The sequence below is a fragment of the Alcaligenes sp. NLF5-7 genome, from assembly GCF_024266725.1.
In the GTDB taxonomy this organism is placed as follows: domain Bacteria; phylum Pseudomonadota; class Gammaproteobacteria; order Burkholderiales; family Burkholderiaceae_B; genus Alcaligenes; species Alcaligenes phenolicus.
In genome coordinates this window covers 1017792-1036733 of record NZ_CP100755.1, presented here as the reverse complement: position 1 = coordinate 1036733, position 18942 = coordinate 1017792, and the positions used below count along the sequence as shown (strand labels likewise).

General features: G+C 65.2%; 20 protein-coding genes. 5 read left to right on the top strand and 15 right to left on the bottom strand.

What is annotated here, in order from left to right; all coding sequences use genetic code 11:
- Positions 1-19: 19 nt before the first annotated feature.
- Genes MID00_RS04875 through MID00_RS04850 form a run of 6 tightly spaced genes read right to left on the bottom strand, consistent with a single transcriptional unit; the run spans position 20 to position 4307 of the window.
- Positions 20-1405: a dihydrolipoyl dehydrogenase gene (locus MID00_RS04875; RefSeq protein WP_254499791.1), complete on the bottom strand. Its 1386-nt coding sequence runs from the start codon at positions 1403-1405 to the stop codon at positions 20-22.
- A gap of 1 nt (position 1406) precedes the next feature.
- Positions 1407-1823, bottom strand: coding sequence for a hypothetical protein (locus MID00_RS04870; protein WP_180157876.1), 417 nt, complete (start codon positions 1821-1823; stop codon positions 1407-1409).
- Between the two features lie 9 nt (positions 1824-1832).
- On the bottom strand, positions 1833-2210 hold the full coding sequence (locus MID00_RS04865; RefSeq protein ID WP_180157874.1) for a carboxymuconolactone decarboxylase family protein: 378 nt from the start codon (positions 2208-2210) through the stop codon (positions 1833-1835).
- A 15-nt stretch (positions 2211-2225) separates the two neighbouring features.
- Positions 2226-2597, bottom strand: coding sequence for a DUF5368 domain-containing protein (locus tag MID00_RS04860; RefSeq protein WP_009521537.1), 372 nt, complete (start codon positions 2595-2597; stop codon positions 2226-2228).
- A gap of 12 nt (positions 2598-2609) precedes the next feature.
- Positions 2610-3965 (bottom strand): FAD/NAD(P)-binding oxidoreductase, encoded by a 1356-nt coding sequence (locus MID00_RS04855; protein WP_254499790.1) that lies wholly within the window; start codon positions 3963-3965, stop codon positions 2610-2612.
- Positions 3966-3980: 15 nt separating this feature from the next.
- Positions 3981-4307, bottom strand: a complete 327-nt coding sequence (locus MID00_RS04850) for a metalloregulator ArsR/SmtB family transcription factor (protein ID WP_254499789.1) — start codon at positions 4305-4307, stop codon at positions 3981-3983.
- A gap of 239 nt (positions 4308-4546) precedes the next feature.
- On the opposite strand from MID00_RS04850, the gene MID00_RS04845 reads away from it, so the two are divergent.
- Positions 4547-6193, top strand: coding sequence for a SulP family inorganic anion transporter (locus MID00_RS04845; protein ID WP_254499788.1), 1647 nt, complete (start codon positions 4547-4549; stop codon positions 6191-6193).
- 56 nt (positions 6194-6249) lie between these two features.
- Here MID00_RS04845 and MID00_RS04840 read toward each other — a convergent pair whose 3' ends face one another.
- From MID00_RS04840 to MID00_RS04805, 8 genes are all read right to left on the bottom strand, one after another.
- Positions 6250-7554 carry a DUF3422 family protein gene (locus MID00_RS04840; protein ID WP_254499787.1) on the bottom strand — a complete coding sequence of 435 codons (1305 nt, stop codon included), beginning with the start codon at positions 7552-7554 and terminating at the stop codon, positions 6250-6252.
- A 75-nt stretch (positions 7555-7629) separates the two neighbouring features.
- A complete protein-coding gene (locus MID00_RS04835; RefSeq protein ID WP_254499786.1) occupies positions 7630-8868 on the bottom strand; it encodes an MFS transporter in 1239 nt (412 codons plus the stop codon).
- 33 nt (positions 8869-8901) lie between these two features.
- Complete coding sequence (cydX, locus tag MID00_RS04830) at positions 8902-9030, bottom strand: cytochrome bd-I oxidase subunit CydX (RefSeq protein WP_009521531.1); 129 nt, start codon at positions 9028-9030, stop codon at positions 8902-8904.
- 33 nt (positions 9031-9063) lie between these two features.
- Entirely contained in the window at positions 9064-10218 is a 1155-nt protein-coding gene (gene cydB, locus MID00_RS04825) for a cytochrome d ubiquinol oxidase subunit II (RefSeq protein ID WP_009521530.1), read from the bottom strand.
- Between the two features lie 20 nt (positions 10219-10238).
- Positions 10239-11825 (bottom strand): cytochrome ubiquinol oxidase subunit I, encoded by a 1587-nt coding sequence (locus tag MID00_RS04820; RefSeq protein ID WP_009521529.1) that lies wholly within the window; start codon positions 11823-11825, stop codon positions 10239-10241.
- Positions 11826-11868: 43 nt separating this feature from the next.
- Complete coding sequence (gene cydC, locus MID00_RS04815; RefSeq protein WP_138750433.1) at positions 11869-13530, bottom strand: thiol reductant ABC exporter subunit CydC; 1662 nt, start codon at positions 13528-13530, stop codon at positions 11869-11871.
- Between the two features lie 40 nt (positions 13531-13570).
- Entirely contained in the window at positions 13571-15316 is a 1746-nt protein-coding gene (cydD, locus tag MID00_RS04810; RefSeq protein ID WP_254499785.1) for a thiol reductant ABC exporter subunit CydD, read from the bottom strand.
- A gap of 44 nt (positions 15317-15360) precedes the next feature.
- Positions 15361-16230 (bottom strand): MBL fold metallo-hydrolase, encoded by an 870-nt coding sequence (locus MID00_RS04805; protein WP_254499784.1) that lies wholly within the window; start codon positions 16228-16230, stop codon positions 15361-15363.
- Between the two features lie 83 nt (positions 16231-16313).
- Between MID00_RS04805 and MID00_RS04800 the strand changes: the two genes are divergently transcribed.
- The 4 genes from MID00_RS04800 to MID00_RS04785 all read left to right on the top strand — a co-directional run bounded on the left by MID00_RS04800 (position 16314) and on the right by MID00_RS04785 (position 18294).
- A complete protein-coding gene (locus tag MID00_RS04800) occupies positions 16314-16625 on the top strand; it encodes a helix-turn-helix transcriptional regulator (RefSeq protein WP_009521525.1) in 312 nt (103 codons plus the stop codon).
- A 118-nt stretch (positions 16626-16743) separates the two neighbouring features.
- Positions 16744-16944, top strand: a complete 201-nt coding sequence (locus tag MID00_RS04795) for a DUF2892 domain-containing protein (protein WP_009521524.1) — start codon at positions 16744-16746, stop codon at positions 16942-16944.
- 342 nt (positions 16945-17286) lie between these two features.
- Positions 17287-17910 carry a class I SAM-dependent methyltransferase gene (locus MID00_RS04790; RefSeq protein ID WP_254499783.1) on the top strand — a complete coding sequence of 208 codons (624 nt, stop codon included), beginning with the start codon at positions 17287-17289 and terminating at the stop codon, positions 17908-17910.
- Between the two features lie 15 nt (positions 17911-17925).
- Positions 17926-18294, top strand: coding sequence for a YidH family protein (locus tag MID00_RS04785; RefSeq protein WP_009521522.1), 369 nt, complete (start codon positions 17926-17928; stop codon positions 18292-18294).
- Positions 18295-18504: 210 nt separating this feature from the next.
- On the opposite strand, the gene MID00_RS04780 is transcribed toward MID00_RS04785, so the two are convergent.
- On the bottom strand, positions 18505-18930 hold the full coding sequence (locus MID00_RS04780) for a hypothetical protein (protein WP_009521521.1): 426 nt from the start codon (positions 18928-18930) through the stop codon (positions 18505-18507).
- Positions 18931-18942 lie beyond the last annotated feature (12 nt).

Here is an 18942-nt window from a genome sequence, read left to right as displayed (position 1 = left end):
TGGATTTTGGCAAAGGTGCTCATGCCGAAGCCTTCAACTGCCGGCTTGCATCCTTGAGCGCGCTTTGCACCATTTCCTCGATGCTGGGGTGGTAGTACGGCATCGTCAGCAGACTCTCGACCGTCTCCCCGCGCTGGATGGCCCAGGCCAGCAAGTGGGCCAGATGTTCCCCGCGCGTGGCGAGCAGGCCGGCACCTAGCAGGCGCCCATTGCCGCGGTCCACATACAGGCGAACGAGGTTGCCTTCGGCACCCATCACGCGCGATCGACCATTGGCGTCGCCTTGCGCGGAGCCGATGACGGTCTGGTCGAGATTCAGCGTGTCGTAGGCTTGACCGACCGTCGCGATGTCGGGGTCGCTGAACACGATCGCCAGCGGCGTGCGGCGTGGCGGGAGTTCGGCAAGGGGGGAGCCACCAAGCGATTGCGCAGCGGCACGCGCTGCGATCAGTCCTTCATCGACGGCCTCATGCATCAGCGGCCGAATGGCACTCACATCACCGGCGAGAAACACGAGGGACGAGCCGGCACGCAGGGTCTTGGCATGCAGGACCGGCTGTCCGCGTGCATCAAGCGGCACGCCTGCCAGTTGCAGATCCAGACCTTCGACATTGGGACGGCGACCCAGTGCGGCCAGAACGACGTCCACTTGTTCGACGGCGTCGCCGCTGCGCAGCTCGATTGATTGCTGCCGGGCAGTGGCTTCGACGGGCCGCCCCAGCCACATGGTGATCTCGCCGCTGAAGTGCTCGATGGCACGCGCACCGATTTTGGGGTCGGTGATGCCTGCGGGCAAGGCCTTCATGTCACCGGCGACCAGTCGAACCCCGAGCCGCGACAGCGCCAACCCCATTTCCAGCCCGATGGCGCCCAGTCCCAACATTCCGACGCTCCTGGGAAGGGTGTCCAGGTCGAACAGACTATCCGTGGTGAGCAGCCGATCGCCCAGCGCCGCAAGAGCCTGCGGAACCACCGGCCGGGAGCCGGTGGCGACGATGAACGCCCGAGCGTGAATGGGCTGGCCGTTGACGTCCACGGTGTTGGGACCGGTGAAACGCGCCGTTCCCGTGAGAAGCCGATCTCCTGCGACCTCGCGGGTGCGCTTGGCGGTGTTACCAGCGAGCAGGTCGCGCGTCCTGCGGGCGTGGCTCCACAAGTCGTCAGGAGTGGCCGAGCCCGCAGGTGCGGCGGCCTCTTTCAGCAGCGCGCGCAGGTTGGCCCACTGGTGGCCGGCATGCAGTGCTGCCTTGGAAGGCATGCAGCCCACCCGGGCGCAGGTCGTGCCCAAAGGGCCATGGTCGATCAGAACGGCGGACAGGCCGAGGCGACGCAATTCGCTGAAAGCCGTGAGACCGGCAGTGCCAGCTCCGATGATGGCAACGTCGGTGGTGATGGACGAGGGCATGCTAGGGGTTCTCCTTCGTTGTGTCTGCGACGTGGCAGCAGGTCTCGGCAGCCCAAGGGTTCGACGCAGAAATGGCCAGGTCGTTGGACGACGGCGCGTGGTACTTGAGCCAGAAGGCTTCGCGACAGGTCGAGTTGAAAGTCATTCGCGCAGGCGTGATCCGCTCGTCGGAATGCCCGTCTGAAACGACCTCGTAGGTGATCCAGCATTCCGGGCAGATATCGACATCCACCGGCACCGAGTCCTGCTCGGTCGTGCAGAAGATCATGGCGCCATCGGTGAACCGATAAGTGATGGTCTCCCGGGTTACGTCGAACCCATCCTCCTGCCAGCTCGACGCCTCACGCGTCATGCTCTCGATGCAGGTCAGGCTGCGGCGTTGGCGGATAGCTGCGATGTAGCTGGCCAAGTGCCGCATGGAAGCGCCCTATCGCTCTACCGGCAACGAGTTGGAAGGCGTTTCGGCCATGAACTCGTCGAAGGCGGCCACGGCGTTGGCTGCGTACATCGCAGAGGGGCCGCCCCCCATATAGACCGCCACGCCCAGGGTCTCGTGCACTTCGGCTTTCGTCGCCCCCAGACGGGCCAAGGCCTTGGCATGAAAGCCGATGCAACCGTCGCAGCGTGTGGCGACGCCAATCGCCAGTGCAATCAACTCTTTGGTCTTGGCGTCCAACGCCCCATCGGCGATGGCGGCTTTGCCCATTTCCGTGAAGCTCTTCATGACCTGTGGAACGCTGGCACGCAGCGGTGCCAGGTTGGAGGTGATCTGCTTCGTCACGTTCTTGTAGCTGGTCGTCGTCATGGAAGTTTCCCTGGCTCAATGGGCGTTTGCGGTGCCGGCCGGCTGCCGCCGAGCAGGCCACCAGCCAGCGATGGTGTAGGCCAATATGGTCGATCCGACCAGGCCGGCACCGAACACCAGAGCAATCAAGAACCAGTCGGCGGGACCAGCGGCATCGGTGAAGCCTGAGGACGACACCTTGGCCATCAGGACCAAAGCCAGTGCCCCCCCGACGATGCCCAGCGCCTCCGAACGCACCAGGCGGCGTGACACGAGGCCTTTCTCGCGCACCAGCAGGGCAACGAAGGCGACCAGACCCAGGACGACGACGGCCAGGAGAATCCACAGCAAGGGGCCGAGCATTTCCTGGAAAACAGCCAGCAGGATGAAGGGATCGAGTTCTTTCATGGCGGTGTCTCCTTAGGCGCGGCCGCGCAGCATGCTGATGTAGGTGGGCTTGAGCGCCATGGTCTCCATGACCCAACTGATCCACAGTTCCTCCAGCGGCGCGATCACGCCGGGGAAGGATGACACCAGGTTGTTCTGGTAGTCGAACTCCACCAGCATGGCGCGGCCCAATCGCGTGATCAGTGGGCACGAGGTGTAGCCTGTGTAGAGCGCGTCCGAGGTCTTGCCCGCGATCTCGGCAACGATATGGTCGACCGCGACGGGGACCTGCCATTTCACGCTCGCTGCGGTCTTGCCCTTGGGCACCCCGGCGATGTCACCGACGCCGAAAACGTTACGGTAGCGCACATGACGCAGCGTGCCCTTGTCGACCTCCAGCCAGCCTTCGGCGGCCCACGCGCCGGTTTGCCAGGGCAGCGGGCTGTTGCGGATGGGCTCGGGCGCACGCATGGGGGGAATGACGTGGATGAAGTCGAAACCCTGTTCTTCGGTTCCCGTCGGCGTGTTGAAGGTGGCGATGCGCTTGCCCGGATCGATGGCCTTGAGAACTCGCTCGTAGTTCACCTGGATGCCGCGCTCCTGGAACAGCATGCGCACCTTCTCCGAGACGATGGGTACGCTGAACAGCGCCTTGTTGTTCGAGTTGTAGACGACCTCTGCCTTGCTGCGCTGGCCGCGCCGGCTCAGGTAGTCGTCCGTGATGAAGGTGTACTTCAGCGGCGCGCCCGCGCACTTCATCTCGGTGCCGGGACGCAAGAAGACGCCCCGCCCGCCCTTGTCCGCGAATGCCGACATGGCTTGCCAGGTGGCCTGGGCCCCTGCTGGGCTGTGATAGATGCTGCCGATGCCATCCTTGCCGATCAGTTTTTCGTCCATGCCTTCGATCAGGCCGTACTCCAGCTTCATGCCGGTGGCGACGATGAGAAAGTCGTAGGCATGGACCTTGCCGCTTTCCGTGACGACCTTCTTTCCCTCCGGATCGAACTCGGCTACGCGTTCCTGCACCAGCTCGACGCCCGCGGGCACGTACTCAGCGGTGGTGGAGACAACGTAGCCCGCCGGCTTGATGCCTGAGCCCACCAGCGTGAAACCCGGTTGGTAGAAGTGCTCCTTGCGCGCGTCGATCAGCGTGATCTTTGCGCCGTCCAGTGCTTCTGAGAGACGCGATGCTGCTGCCAGGCCCGCGGCCCCAGCGCCTGCGATGACGATGCGAGCCGTGGTCTTGACCTTGTTCGCCGCGCTGGCGATGCCCGGCGTGAGCGCGATGCCTGCGGCGCCGGCCGCTCCGAGCGTCAGCAAAGCCCGGCGTCGATTGAGTGGTTGGACAAGCGCGTTGTCTCGTTCGATATGGTTTTTGTGGTGTTTCATGGTCTCGTACCCCGTTCACTTCGGGGCGCAGTAGATGTCCCAGAGGATGCGCATGACGCGCACGACGTTGTCGTTGGCCAGCCGGTAGTAGACGTACTTCCCCTCCTTCTCGGTTTCGACCAGCCCCTCCTGACGCAGCACGGCCAACTGCTGCGACAAGGTGGGCTGGCGAATGCAGGTGATGGCTTCCAGCTCGCCCACGTTGTGGCGAGCGGATGCGATCTGGCACAGCAGCATCAAGCGGTCTTCGTTGGCAAGAACCTTGAGCAAGGCGCACGCTTCGCCAGCGTGCTCACGCAGTTGCTCGGGCGCTTTCAGATCGCTCTTGTTGAACGATGGCATCTTGGTTCTCTCTGTGGAACGAATGAAGAAATTATAATATGTAAATTCATAAAACATTACAGAGGTATCCCCGTGAATGTGATGGTTTCTGATGGACCCTCCCGCGTGCCGTTCTCGTTGGCTTTCGAGGCCCACCGATGAAGGGCACTTCCACATCCCGACGGCCCTCTGCAGCCATGCGGTGGCTGCCGGTCTTGTCCTGGGGGAAAACCTACGACCGAGGCCAATGGTCCGCGGACATGCTTGCGGCTGGCATCGTCACGCTGATGCTGATTCCCCAGAGCCTGGCCTACGCCATGCTGGCTGGCCTGCCACCGCAGGCAGGCCTCTATGCAAGCATGCTTCCCCTGCTTGCCTATGCGGTGTTCGGCAGCAGCCGCACGCTGGCTGTCGGGCCTGCAGCGGTGACGTCGTTGATGACCGCCGCAGCCATCGGACAGGTTGCGGCGGCGGGCTCCGCCGACTATTGGGTCGCCGCGCTTGTGCTGGCTTTGCTGTCTGGCCTGATGCTGACCCTCATGGGCGTGCTGCGGCTTGGCTGGTTGGCGAACTACCTCAGTCACCCGGTCATATCCGGCTTCATCTCGGCGTCCGGCGTGCTGATCGCCTTGAGCCAGGCCAAGCACGTGCTGGGGATTGCGGCATCGGGCGATACCCTGCCGGAACTGCTTCCCGCGCTATGGCGAGGTCTGCCCCAGACCAATGGCCCTACCGTGGCGCTGGGGCTGTCGGCGCTCTTGTTCCTGTGGTGGTCGCGCAGCGGGCTCAAGCCATGGCTGCGCCGCATCGGCATCGGGCAGCGCTGGGCAGATGCCCTCGCCAAGGCGGGACCCGTGGCAGCAATCGCGGCGACCACAGCCGCAGTCTGGGCCTGGGACTTGGCCGCGCAAGGCGTGCGTGTGGTAGGGGTGGTGCCACAGGGACTTCCCCCGTTCACGCCTCCCACGTGGAACCCGGCCCTGTGGACGGAACTGGCCGTGCCAGCGCTGTTGCTCAGCGTGGTCGGCTTCGTTGAATCCATCTCGGTGGGGCAGACGCTCGCGGCCAAACGGCGCCAACGTGTCGAACCGGATCAGGAACTGGTCGCGCTGGGAGCGAGCAATGTGGCAGCGGCCTTCACGGGTGGTTTGCCGGTAACGGGTGGCTTTTCGCGTTCCGTGGTCAATTTCGACGCCGGCGCGCAGACGCCGGCGGCCGGGATCTACACCGCCATCGGCATTGCCGTTGCGACCTTGCTGCTCACGCCGCTGCTGCACCACCTGCCACAGGCCACCCTGGCAGCCACGATCGTGGTGGCGGTGCTCTCGCTGGTCGATCTGGGCATGCTCAAGCGCACCTGGCAATACTCACGCTTCGACTTCACCGTGGTGGGGGCCACGCTGGTCACGACCCTGCTGGCGGGCGTGGAGACTGGCCTGATCGCCGGGGTAGGCCTAGCGCTGATGCTGCATCTGTACCGCAGCAGCCGGCCGCACGTGGCTGTCGTCGGGCTTGTGCCCGGGACGGAGCACTTTCGCAACGTGCTTCGCCATTCCGTGCTCACGAGCCCGCAGGTGCTGGGGCTGCGCGTCGACGAAAGCTTGTACTTTGCCAACGCACGCTATCTGGAGGACCGCATCAATGAGGCTGTTGCGGATTGCCCCGAACTCCAACACGTGGTGCTTCAATGCTCGGCCATCAACGACATCGACGCCAGCGCGCTCGAAAGTCTGGAAGCAATCGAGGCGCGGCTGAACGAGGCCGGCATCCAGCTTCACCTTTCGGAGGTGAAGGGTCCAGTGATGGACAAGCTCTCCGGTACACCGTTTCTGAAGCACCTCAGTGGACGGGTCTACCTCACCCACTATCAAGCCATCGCCGAATTGGCACCTCACAGCCTGGCTTGAGGCAGCAAGGGCCGCGGCCACGGTTGGCATGCGTCAAAGGCGCATTTGGGGGGCATTCAACGCACTTCGTCGAACATCCGGTGGTGCAAGCGCCGCAATGACCACCATACGCTTGCGGCCACCAGTGGAATCGCCACCGCAGCCGTGCTCTCGGGGGAGAAGCCCCAACCGAGCTTCTGCGCTCCCTTCGCCAGGTAGCTCACGAGACCGACGATGTAGTAGGTGATGGCCGCTACCGACAATCCCTCCACCGTGGATTGGAGCCTGAGCTGCAAGTCCCCTCGACGGTTCATCGCGGCCAGCAGGGCCTGGTTGTTCTGCTGCTGCTCAATTTCTACACGCGTGCGCAGCAGGTTGCTCATGCGTGAAACACGCTCGGACAGTGCGTTCTGCCGCCGTGCAGCCCAGGCGCAGGTGCTGCGCGCAGGGCTCAGCCGCCGCTCCATGAACTCACCTATCGTCTGTAGGCCACCGAGCCGGGATTCGCCGATGTCCTGTATCCGCCGGTCCACCAGTTCGAAGTACGCGCTGCTGGCCGAGAAGCGCGAATGGGTGGCGGCGTACTGGCCCTCGACCTGGCCCGCCAGCCGCGTCAGGCGGTCAAGCAGCACAGGCTCGGCATCGCGGTTGGAGACACGGATGGCTTGGGCCAACTCCGCCAGTTCAAGCTCGGCACTGACCAGGGTTGCACTGGCATCACGCGCAGCGGGCAGGCCAAGCAGAGCAGCCATACGGTACGTTTCGATTTCCAGCAACTGCTGGACGATCCGACCCAGGCGCTGGGGCGAAAGTGCCTCGGCCACGAGCAGCATGCGCGAGAAGCCATCGGCATGGATGGCAAAGTCGGTATAGACCTCACCTTGGTCATTCGCGACGACGGAAGCGACGAGCGATTCCTCGCGCAACCAACTGCATAGCGCTGGATCGGCATTCCCATCCCGCTTGCCAGCCACCCACAGATGCAAGGCACACAGGCATTCGCCGGGCAGCGCGGCGAGCCAGTCACGCGGAACGGCATCCAACGCCGTCATTGGGGCGCGCCCATCCTTGGACAAGGCATCGCCAGCCGGTATGACCGTGAAGGTCCAAGAGACGAACTCTGTGTGCAATTCCCAACGGATGCGGAACGCCCCTAGGTCTACGCGCAAGTGGGTGGTGTCCGCATCTGGCGGAGCTTGGTGATGGTCGCGCAGAAACGTGGCCAAGTGTGCGCGGCTCGCATCACGGCCCATCGCGTCGGTCAACATCACGATGTGCGTGATCGCCAGCGGCGCCACCAGGGCTTCGGGCGGGCGTGCATGGACTTCGTTATGCAGCAACACGCGCTGGGCATGCTGCGTGGGGTGCGAGGCGCGGGTCATGGACGATCAGAGTCCAGGCGGTTTGGTTGAGGACAACATCTCCCCCATGCCAGTGGTTGCCTTTGCACAGCCGCCTTATTGTGTGACGGTCGCCGAGGCTGTGGCGCGACGGCGGTGCAACGTCAGCCAGCCCAGCATCACCAGTACAACGGCGATGAGCGGCAGCATCAGGGTGTTGATGGTTTCCCATCCCGAAGTGTTCAGCAGGCGCCCCGAGCCGAACGACGCCACTGCCACGGTGCCGAACACCAGGAAGTCATTGAGCGCCTGCACCTTTGCTCGCTCTGCGGGCGTGTAGGTGTCGGTCACCATGGCCGTGGCGCCGATGAAGCCGAAGTTCCAGCCTACGCCTAGCAGGATCAGCGAGCCCCAGAAGTGCAACAGCTCCAGCCCGGCCAATGCCAGCAGGCCAGAGGCGGCGATCAACACCAGACCCAGCGCCGTGATGGCGATCTTGCCGAAGCGGGCGATCAAGTGGCCGGTGAAGAAGCTCGGGGCAAACATGGCCAGCACGTGCCACTGGATGCCCAGTGCGGCTTCGCCGACCGTGTGGCCGCATCCGACCATGGCCATCGGGGCAGCGGTCATGATGAAGGCCATCAGGCCATACGAGACGATGCCCGCAGTGACCGCCACGACAAAGCCAGGGCTGCGGGCAATGGTGCCAAGCGGCCGTGCGGTGCCTTCGACCACTGCCGACTGAGGTGGCGCTGCGCGCAGCATCCACAGGAGCGGCAAGGCCAGCAGGGCTAGTCCGGCCTGCCCGAGGAAGCTGCCGGCGAACGGCGCCGTCGGCCACGCATCGCGCGTCCAGATGACGACCTGCGGGCCGATGACGGCGGCAACCAGGCCACCCACCATGATGCGCGAGATGGCCTTAGCCCGCTTCGACGGTTCGACCGCATCGGTAGCGGCGAAGCGGTAGCTCTGCACGCAGGCGCCGTAGAAGCCAGCCATGGCGGTGCCCACGCAGAAGGTGGCGAAGTCGCCTTGGACGACCCCGAAGGTGGCGATCAGCCCGGAGATGCTGCCCAGCAGCGCGCCCAGTACATAGGCCACGCGGCGGCCCAGGCGGCGCATGAGCATCGCTGCGGGAATGGTGGACAGCGCCAGCCCCAGTTGATAGAGGCTGACGGGCAGCGTTGCCAGCATGGGATCGCTGGCAAGCATCTGCCCGACGATGCCGCCCAGCGAAATGATGATGGGTGGCGCGGCGCCGCCCAGCGATTGGGCAGCTACCAACAACCACACATTGCGTTGGGCATCGGCGGTGTTGGCTGCACCTGTCGATGTCGCCATGATGGAACTTGTCATGGGCTCGCGTCGTGATGGGGCGCGCAGTCTGATTCAGGGCTCCTTGGGATCGAGGCGGTCGCGCCGGACCGCTTCGTCCTCCATCAACTCGAACCACATTGCATTGAGAACGGCGAAGGCGGCTGCCAGGGGCAAGCCGAGAATCCAGGCGAAATACCACATGGTCAATGTCCTATGAATGATGGTGTGCGTGCGTCAGTACGCATGGCCCTTGCCGTCCTGGATGGCCTCGGGGTCGACCTTGCCGCGCAGGACCGAGAACACCCAACTGGTGTACGCCAGGATGATGGGCATGAAGATGACCGTTGAAACGAGCATGATGAATAGCGTCAGGTGACTCGACGACGAGTCCCACACAGTCAGGCTCGCCGACGGGTTGACCGACGAGGGCAGGATGAAGGGGAACATGGACACGCCCACGCTGGCGACGATGCCCGCGATGCCGACGCCGCCGGCGAGCAGCGCAGCCAGCGGCCGGCGCATGGCCAGACAGAGCGCCGCGATCACCGGCCCGGCCAGACCCAGCGCCGGCACCACCCACAGTGCGGGATGGGTGGCGTAGTTGGCGAACCACGCGCCGCCCTGCGGCACGGCGTTCTTGAGCAGAGGGTTCGAAGCGCCAGACGTGTCGATGCTGCCGGTGATGGCATACCCCGTCACGAAGTAGGCCAGCAGCACGCCCGCCACGGCATACAGCACCGTTGTGAGAAGCGCCGCCACGATCCCGAAACGGCGCGCGCGTTCGGCCACGGTGCCCGACGTCTTGAGCTGCAGCCAGGCGGCGCCGTGCATAACCAGCATCGCGACCGAAACCAGGCCGGCGAGCAAGGCATAAGGGTTGAGCAGCCCGAAGAACGAGCCGTCGTAGAAGATCTGCATGTCGTCCTCGATGCGAAACGGCACGCCCTGCAGCACGTTGCCCATCGCCACGCCGAAGATCAGTGCGGGCACGAAGCCGCCTACGAACAAGGCCCAGTCCCATCGGCTGCGCCATGCAGGTTCCTCGCGCTTGCTGCGGAACTTGAAGGCCACCGGCCGCAGGATCAGCGCGACGAGGATCGCGAACATCGCCAGGTAGAAGCCCGAGAACGACACCGCGTAGAGCTGCGGCCAGGCCGCGAAGATGGCCCCCCCGCCGAGGATCAGCCAGACCTGGTTGCCTTCCCAGACCGGGCCGATGGTGTTGATGACGACACGGCGCTCGACGTCGCTGCGCGCCACGAAAGGCAGCAGCGTTCCGGTGCCCAGATCGAAACCATCGGTGAGGGCAAAGCCGATCAGCAGCACCCCCAGCAACGCCCACCAGATCAGGCGCAGGACATCGTAGGAGATCAGTTCGTGCAGAATCATGTTCGTTTCTCCTTGGGGTGTTACTGCGCAGGCGCCAGGTCGGCCGAAGCGGCGGGCCGACCTTCGACGCGGGCCAGCGCATGGTCATCGGGGCCTTTGCGGATCGCCTTGAGCATCAGCTTCATCTCGATGACGAGCAGGACGGTGTAGATCGCGACGAAGCCAGCGATCGTCAGCAGCACGGTCGATGCGCCCAAGTTCGAGACGGCCACGGCCGTCGGCAGAACGCCTTCGATGACCCAGGGCTGACGCCCCACTTCGGCCACGATCCAGCCGAGTTCAGCGGCGATCCAGGGCAAGGGGATGGACCACACGGCGACCTTGAGCAGCCATCGGTGCGCATCCAGTTTGCGCCGCGCCGACAACCAGAAGAACACGGCGGTCAGCAGGATGAAGAAGAAGCCCAGGCCGACCATCAGCCGGAACGCCCAGAACAGCGGCGCCACCCGTGGAACGGTGTCCCATGCAGCCTGGGATATCTGTTGCGGCGTGGCCTGGCGGGGGTCGTCCACGTAGCGTTTGAGCAGCAGCGCGTAGCCCAGCGTATGCCCATGCTCCTCGAAAGCGGCCTGCACCTGCGGGGGGACGTCCGCGCCACCCTTCACGGCGCGGATCTGCTGCAGGGCGTCGTATGCCACGATGCCATCCCGGATGTGCGTCTCGGCACGCGCGACCAGCTCGTCGATGCCGGGAATCTCGGTGGTCAGCGAACGTGTGCCGATCAGTCCCATGGCCCAGGGGATGTGCACCGCATAGTGTGTCTCGCGCGCCGCCTGATCGGGAAAGCCGAAGGCGGTGAACGCGGCCGGCGCGGGCTCGGTCTTCCACATCGCTTCGATGGCGGCCAGCTTCATCTTCTGGTGCTCGGTGGACAGGTAGCCGCTCTCGTCGCCCAGCACCACAACCGACAGCGCGGAGGCGAGGCCGAACGATGCCGCGACCGTCATGGAACGCTTGGCAAGCTGCAGGTGGCGCCCCTTGAGAACGTACCAGGCCGAAATCCCGAGCACGAAGATGGCGGCTGTCACATAGCCGGCCGAGACGGTGTGCACGAACTTGGCCTGCGCCACCGGGTTGGTCAGCACGGCGAAGAAGTCCGTCATCTCCATGCGCATGGTCTGCGGATTGAACTGGGCGCCGACCGGGTTCTGCATCCAGCCGTTGGCGATCAGTATCCACAGCGCCGAGAAGTTCGATCCCAGCGCCACACACCAGGTGACCACCAGATGCCCGACTTTGGAAAGGCGGTCCCAGCCGAAGAAGAACAGACCGACGAAGGTCGCTTCCAGGAAGAAGGCCATCAGCCCCTCCAAGGCGAGCGGCGCTCCGAAGATGTCGCCCACGTAGTGGCTGTAGTAGCTCCAGTTCATGCCGAACTGGAACTCCATCACGATGCCGGTGGCCACGCCCATGGCGAAGTTGATGCCGAACAGCACGCCCCAAAACTTGGTCATGTCGCGCCAGATGGTCCGGCCCGTCATCACGTAGACCGTTTCCATGATGGCGATCACTATGGACAGGCCCAGCGTCAGCGGTACGAAAAGAAAGTGGTAGAGCGCCGTGATCGCGAACTGCAATCGCGACAGGCTGACGATGTCAAAGTCCATGGCGGTTTCCTCTATCGATGTGAAATCATGTGTGCTTGAAAGATCAGTCGGGGCGCAAGGCGGCCAACGTCGTTTCGAAGCCGGCGCTGCCACGCGGAAATTCGGCGTCGATCCGGCCGCCGCGCAGTACCAGCAGGCGGTCGGCGAGCGCGGCCTCGCGCCGCAGGTGCGTGGCCATCAGCCACGCCCGCCCCGTGCCCAGCGCATGGAGCCGCGCCAGCACGTCGGCGGCCGTGATGGCATCCAGCCCTTCGGTGGGCTCATCGAGCAGCCACAAAGGGTGGGGTTGAAGCAGCAATCGCGCGAGCGCCAGGCGGCGTGCTTGTCCGCCTGACAGCCCCAGCCCACCTTCTCCGAGCCGGGTGTCCAGCCCGGCGTGCAGGGCTCGTACCTCGGAGGCGAGCCCTGCCGACCCGAGCGCGCGCCAGAGGGCGTCGTCGTCGGCATCGGCGTCGGCCAGCAGCAGGTTGTCGCGCAGGCTGTCCTGGAACAGATCGGTGCGCTGGCTCAGCCACGCATAGGGCAGTGTCCGGATGGTTCCCTGCCGCGGTGCCAGCTCGCCAGCGGCCAAGGCCATCAGCGTCGACTTGCCCGCACCGCTCGGTCCGACCACGGCGACCCGCTCTCCGGGTGCCAATGTCAAAGAAAACGACTGCAGCGCGTCCACGGGGCTGTCGGGGTAGCGCGCAGACACCTGCCTCAGACTGATCGCATAGCCCGGCTCGGGAGCCTCGGCAGGCAGGGATGCTTGTTGAGCCTGTTGGGACATGCCGCAATACGGTGACAGCCGTCGCGCCGCCAGCCACGTGCGCCCGGCCTCCAGCGCGCCTCGCCTGAGCGCGGCGAACGGCTCCATCGCGCTCAGCGCGATCAAGAGGGCCAGCGTTGCGCCAGCGGTTCCGAGCCGGCCTTGGTCGACCAGCACGCCAACGCCGAGGAGCACGAGGGCCAAGGTGAGACTGCCGGCCACGCCATAGATCGCGCCAGCCGCCACGTCCAGGCGGTGCAGATGCCGGTCTGCACGCGCCAGACGACGGTCTGTGCGCTGCAGTGCGTCGCGATGGCTCGCCAGGCGGCCGGCCATGACCAGTTCGGTCTGGCCGGACACGAGGTCGACGGCCTGCGCGCGAAGGCGCTCGGTGATCAGCGCGCGGCGCACGGCGGGCAGACGCGAGCGAAGGAACAGTCCAGCAGCCACGGCGGCGCCGACGGCCAGCATCCACGCCCCCAGCGCGATGCCGAGCCAAGGGGCCATGGCGCCGAGCACCACGGTGCCGAGGATTGCGGCACCCAGCGCCGCGCTGGCCGGCACCAGCAGGCGAAGATAGAGGGATTCCAGGGCGTCGAGGTCGCTGGTCAGGCGGAACAGCGCCCGGGCCGGTCGGCGCAAGAGATCCCGGATGTTCCCCGCGCCCGCCCAACCCCGGAACAGGCGCTCGCGTAGCTGTGTCAGCGCGGCGAGCGTGGCATCGTGCGTGATGAGCCGCTCGCCGTAGCGCGTAGCGGTGCGCCCCAGCGCCAGCAGGCGGATGCCGGCCGATGGTGCGAAGACGTCGAACACCAGGGCGCTGGCCACTTGCAATCCGGCGATCGCTGTGGCGGCGATGAACCAGCCCGACAGGCCCAGCAGGCCCATGCCCATGAGGACGGTCAGCGCCGCCAGCGCGGCGCCCAAGGCCATGCGACGAGAAGACCCGGCGAGCATGGCCCGCAGCGCGGGCAGCAGGGCCGGTGCGGCGGCGGCTCTACGCGCCATGCCATCCTCCCGGGACGGGCTGCGCGGCATCGACAGGGGCGGTAAGGTGCACCACGCGGTCCATGCGTGCGGCGAGCACCGGATCGTGGGTGGCCACGATCAGGGTACGCCCCTGGGCCAGGGCCACGAGGGATTCGATGACCTGTTCGGCGGTTTCGGTGTCCAGATGAGCGGTCGGCTCGTCCGCCAGCAGCAGATCGGCACGCGGTGCGGCGGCCAGGCGGGCAAGCGCCAGACGCGCGGCTTCGCCTCCCGACAGGCCCGTGCCGCCTTCCCCGAGTGAGGTTCCGGGGTGGGCCTGAGCCACCTGGTCGAGCTGCGCCCATTGGATTGCCCGGTGCACTTGCATGCTCCCCACGCCCGTTCGCCCGAGGGCGACGTTGTGCTGGACCGACCCTGAAAACACGTGCGGTCGCTGCCCCATCCAGGCCATGCGGTCGCGCAACCTGCGCGCCGTTTCGGCGGTCAACGCGATGCCGCCGATTTCGATGCGGCCCTCCGAAGGGGGCAGCAATCCGGCCAGCAGCGACATCAGGACGGTCTTTCCGGTTCCACTGCCGCCCACCAGGGCGACATGCTCACCGGGCTTAACATCCAGCGCAAAGTCCTGGAAAACGGGTGTCTCGCCAGGAAACGCGAACGCAAGGTCTTGGACCTTGACACGTGGCGGACGAACTGGCGTGCCATCTTCTTGCCGTAGTACGGCCGAAGCCCCCTGCGTCGCCTGATCCGGTGATGCCTCGCCCGGCAACGGCAACCCGTCGGCGTTGAGCCGGTCCAGGGCATCCATTGCCGCCATGCCAGCAGCCCGGTCATGCCAGACCGAGGCCAATTCCCTCAAGGGCTCGAAAAAGGCGGGGGCCAGCAACAGGACGAACAAGCCTTGCGCAAGGCTGAGACGCCGACCCCAGGCACCGAAATCCAGGTGACCCAGCAGATGGAACCCGACGTAGGCGGCCACCATCGCGACACCCAGCGCCGCGAACAACTCCAGCACCGCCGAAGACAGGAATGCGATGCGCAGCACGTGCATGGTGCGCTGGCGCAGATCCTCGGCGCTGGCTCGCAGGCGGCGCGCCGTGGCATCGACGCTGCCCAATGCGCGCAGCGTCGGCAAGCCACGCAGGCGATCGAGCAGGAATGCATTCATGCTGCCCATCTGCAGCCACTGGGCCTCGCTGGCGGCTCTGGCCCGCCAGCCCACGATCACCATGAACATGGGGATCAGCGGCGCCGCCAGCACGAGCACGGCTGTGGCGGCCCAGGAGTACCAGGCAACGGGCAGCAGAATCAGCACCGGCATGATGCGCACGCGCCAGGCGGCGCCGCGGTAGCGCGTCTGCCATGGCAGCATCGCTTCGGCCTGTTCTGCCAGTGCACTCGCCGCGGCACCGGCGTGCACGCGAGCGCGGTCCAGCGGAGAACGCGCCGCCATCGCCGCGATGGAGCGGTCGCGCCAGTGGCTGAGGTGCTCGCGGGCCGTATCGAACATGCGCCCAGCGCTCCAGGCCTCCAGCCAAGCTCGCAGCATGCCTGCCAGCACGATGCCCGCGGCGGGCCATAAGACGCCGTTCAGCCCCGCGCCACTGTGCAGGCGTGACACGCCCAGCGCGAGCAACGCCGCCTGCGGCAGCCACAGCAGCGGGCTGACCGCATGGACCAGGCAGGCCGCATCGAGCCGCAAGTCCGGCGTCGGCCGAGACCTGGTTGTGAGCGTCCTGTCCGACGGTGCCATGGCTCAGCGGACCTTGCTTGGCGCTGTGTCGCCCATCGCGGAGTTCATGCGGCCATCCGGATGGGGATCTTGAGGTAGTGCACACCGTTGGATTCGGCGCGGGGGAGTTGGCCAGCCCGGATGTTGACCTGGATCGACGGCAGCAGCAGTGTGGGTGCCGCCAGGGTGGCGTCGCGCTGTTGGCGCATCGCGACGAACGCATCCTCTTCGATCCCTTCTCGCACGTGGACGTTGCGCGCTCTCTCCTCGGCGACCGTGGTCTCCCACGCATAGCTGTCCCGCCCTGGCGCCTTGTAGTCGTGGCACAGGAATATCCGTGTCTCTGCCGGGAGAGCGAGCAACCGCTGTATGGAGCGAAACAAGGTCCGCGCGCTGCCTCCGGGGAAGTCGGCGCGCGCCGTGCCATAGTCGGGCATGAACAACGTGTCACCCACGAAGACCGCATCCCCGATGCGGTAGGAAACGCAAGCGGGGGTATGGCCCGGTGTGTGCAGGACTTCCACCGTGAGTTCGCCGATCCTGAGGGTTTCTCCGTCTTGGAGAAGGCGATCGAACTCGCTGCCGTCGCCCGACACATCGTCGAGGTTGAAGACCGGGCGGAAGATGGTCTGCACGTCGCGGATGTGCTCACCGATGGCGACCTGGGCGCCAGTACGCTGCCGGATGTAGGGGGCCGCGCTCAGATGGTCGGCGTGGGCATGGGTTTCCAGTACGTAGGCGACGGTCAGGTCGCCACTGTGCGCGGCTTCCAGCACGCGGTCTGCGGATGCCGTGGAGGCCTTGCCGCTGCGATGGTCGTAGTCCAGAACAGGGTCGATCACCGCAGCTTGCCGCGTTGCCGGATCCGACACCAGATAGGTCACCGTGTTGGTCGGTTCGTCGAAGAAGGCTTGGATATGGGCTTGAGGCTGCATGCTGACTCCTTGTAAAGAGCACATCTTGAGTTCATTATATATTAGAATCCACTAAATTAGAGGACTTGAAGTCGAGGACACCCGTGGCACTGAGCAAGAAAGACCAGCGATTCATCCAGGAAGGCGCGGCCAAGGCGGCGGCGATGTTGCGCGCCATCGGCAACGAGCACCGGATGTTGGTGCTGTGTCTGCTGATCGAGCACGGGGAGCTGACCGTAGGTGCGCTGTTGGAGCACGTGGCGCTGAGCCAGTCAGCGCTGTCGCAGCATTTGGCGAAGATGCGCGAGGAGGGACTGGTGACGTTCCGCCGTGAATCCCAGACTTTGTGCTACCGCATCGACAACCCCGATGTCGAAAAGCTGATGGCGACCCTCAAGGCCATGTTTTGTCCCTGACCGCCGGTCGAAGTCGCTGCGGTGCCGGGGGCTGCGGTAGGCGCAGCCGCTGCCGTCGCGCGGCCCCGAGGCCGAGGGCTACGCAGAGTTAGTTTTTTGTTGAAGAAGGAGATTGCACATGAAATCCAACGTTGGTGGTATCGATAGGATCCTGCGCATCGTGGTCGGCATCGTCTTGATTGCCTTGGCTGCCACGGGAACCGTGGGGTGGTGGGGCTGGCTGGGGGTTGTGCCCTTGCTGACCGGATTGGTGAGCTTCTGCCCTCTGTATCCGCTACTGGGCTTCAGCACCTGCCCTTTGAAGTCCAAGCAGCCCTGAACGCATCCAGGATGCATTGCCGGCGGGAGTGCGCCGGTATGCTCAGGCGAATGGGCGTTTGGTCAACGCCAGCGCTCGCCTGCACAAAGCCGGCTCCCTGGCTGCACGCAGCGAGCACTTGGCGCCATCTGCTGGAGTGACGTCGAACGCGGTGAGACGGGAGAAAGCCTGCTGGGCGATGCCGTCCGGCATTGAAGAGATGGCGCAAAGCGCGCTCAATGCCCCAAGCCTCGCCTGGGAGGACCACGGCAGGGCCGCGTTGCCGACTCCTTGCGCAATCTTGCCTGGGAACCGTGTGTCGCGTGTTTCCGAGCCCCACACCTTCTTCGACAGGAGTATTCCGTGACCTCTGAATCCATCGCCGCCGCCAGAACATGGAACGAGCGATTTTCCGGCGAAGACTATGTGTTTGGTCGCGAACCCAATGAATACCTGCGCGCTCAGGCAGAGCTGTTCGCGCCCGGCAGCCGCGTCCTGTGCGTGGCCGACGGCGAAGGGCGCAACAGTGTCTGGCTCGCTCGCCAGGGCCTGCAGGTCGAGGCTTTCGATGTGGCACAGGCGGGCGTGGCCAAGGCCCGCAGGCTGGCTGACGAAGCAGAGGTGTCTGTGGCCTACCATGTCGCTGGCTGCGATGAGTGGCCGTGGGCCGTGGATGCCTACGACGTCGTCGTCGCGGTGTTCGTCCAGTTCGCTGATCCCGAGATGCGCGAACGGCTCTTCGCCAATATCATGCGAGCGCTGAAACCGGGAGGCCTGGTGGTCCTTCAGGGCTATACGCCCAAGCAGTTGGAGTACAAGACGGGTGGCCCAGGGGCGCTGTCGCACCTCTACACCGCAGACCTGCTCCGCCGCGCATTCGCCTCGTTGCAGATTGTCGACTTGGTCGAGTACGAAGCCGAGTTGCACGAAGGGGCGCGCCACGCAGGACGCTCGGCGCTTGTGGGACTTGTTGCGCGCAAGCCTTGAACGGAAGCATGCGGCATGTCCTACCTTGATGACCCTCGTGTGTTGTTCGCCGCCGAACGAACCTTGCTCGCCTGGCAACGCACCGCCATAGCGCTGATGGGCTTCGGCTTCGTCGTCGAGCGCTTCGGGCTGTTTCTGCGCATGATCAGCAACCAGCCGATCTCCGATGCCCAGCGGGGATTCTCGTTGTGGCTGGGGGTCGTGTTGTTGATGCTCGGCGCGGGCGTGGCCGTCGTCTCTGCGCTACAGTTTCGTCGAGTCCTGCGCGGGTTGGGCAAGCAGGAGATCCCCGCCGGTTACTGGACCACCCTGGGCATCTGGCTCAACTTCATTCTCGCGTTTGTCGCGCTCACGATTGCGGTGTACTTCGTGATCAGTGCATAAAGGGATATAGGCGATTGTGATGCCCCGGTGATAAAAGGCCGTGCGACCCTGGAGTCTCCGCAGCAGCGGACGTTAAAGGCTGGCTGCTGACAGACCACGGGCCCTGAAAGTTGGCGACCTCGACGATGCCGACGCCCTGGTCGATACGACCAGGGGCTGCAAACGCCGCAACGGCCTGGGCGGTCCCCTTGGTTGTGAACCGCCTGCAGGTCAGAACGCCAATGTCTTCACGCCGGGCTTGAGCAGATGGGCCGCCACATCTGCCGGTTTGGCTGCCGTGACGCCAGCCAACAGGTCGGTCGGCTGCTTGCCGGTGTTGGGCAGATAAAGCGCGCAGACTTCTACCTTCGCGCCGCCTTTGATGAGTCCTTGCAGCATCTGCTGCGGCGTGACGTTGCGGGGCTTGAGAGTTGGTTGAGCCTTGGCGCCTTCCTGGCCGGTCAAGGCGATGTCGCCGGCTGCGTCGCACAGCAACACGCGCACTGCTGCCTTCTGTTCCAGCGCTTGGCCTGCCAGCACCAAGCCGGCACCCTGCGCCATGGGACTGGCCGAGTGGATTGACACGAACAGTTCTTCTGCCTGGGCGGCCGCTGCTGTGCAGACGAGCGCGAGTGCGAGTGCTATGGACTTTTTCATGGGAAGGCTCCT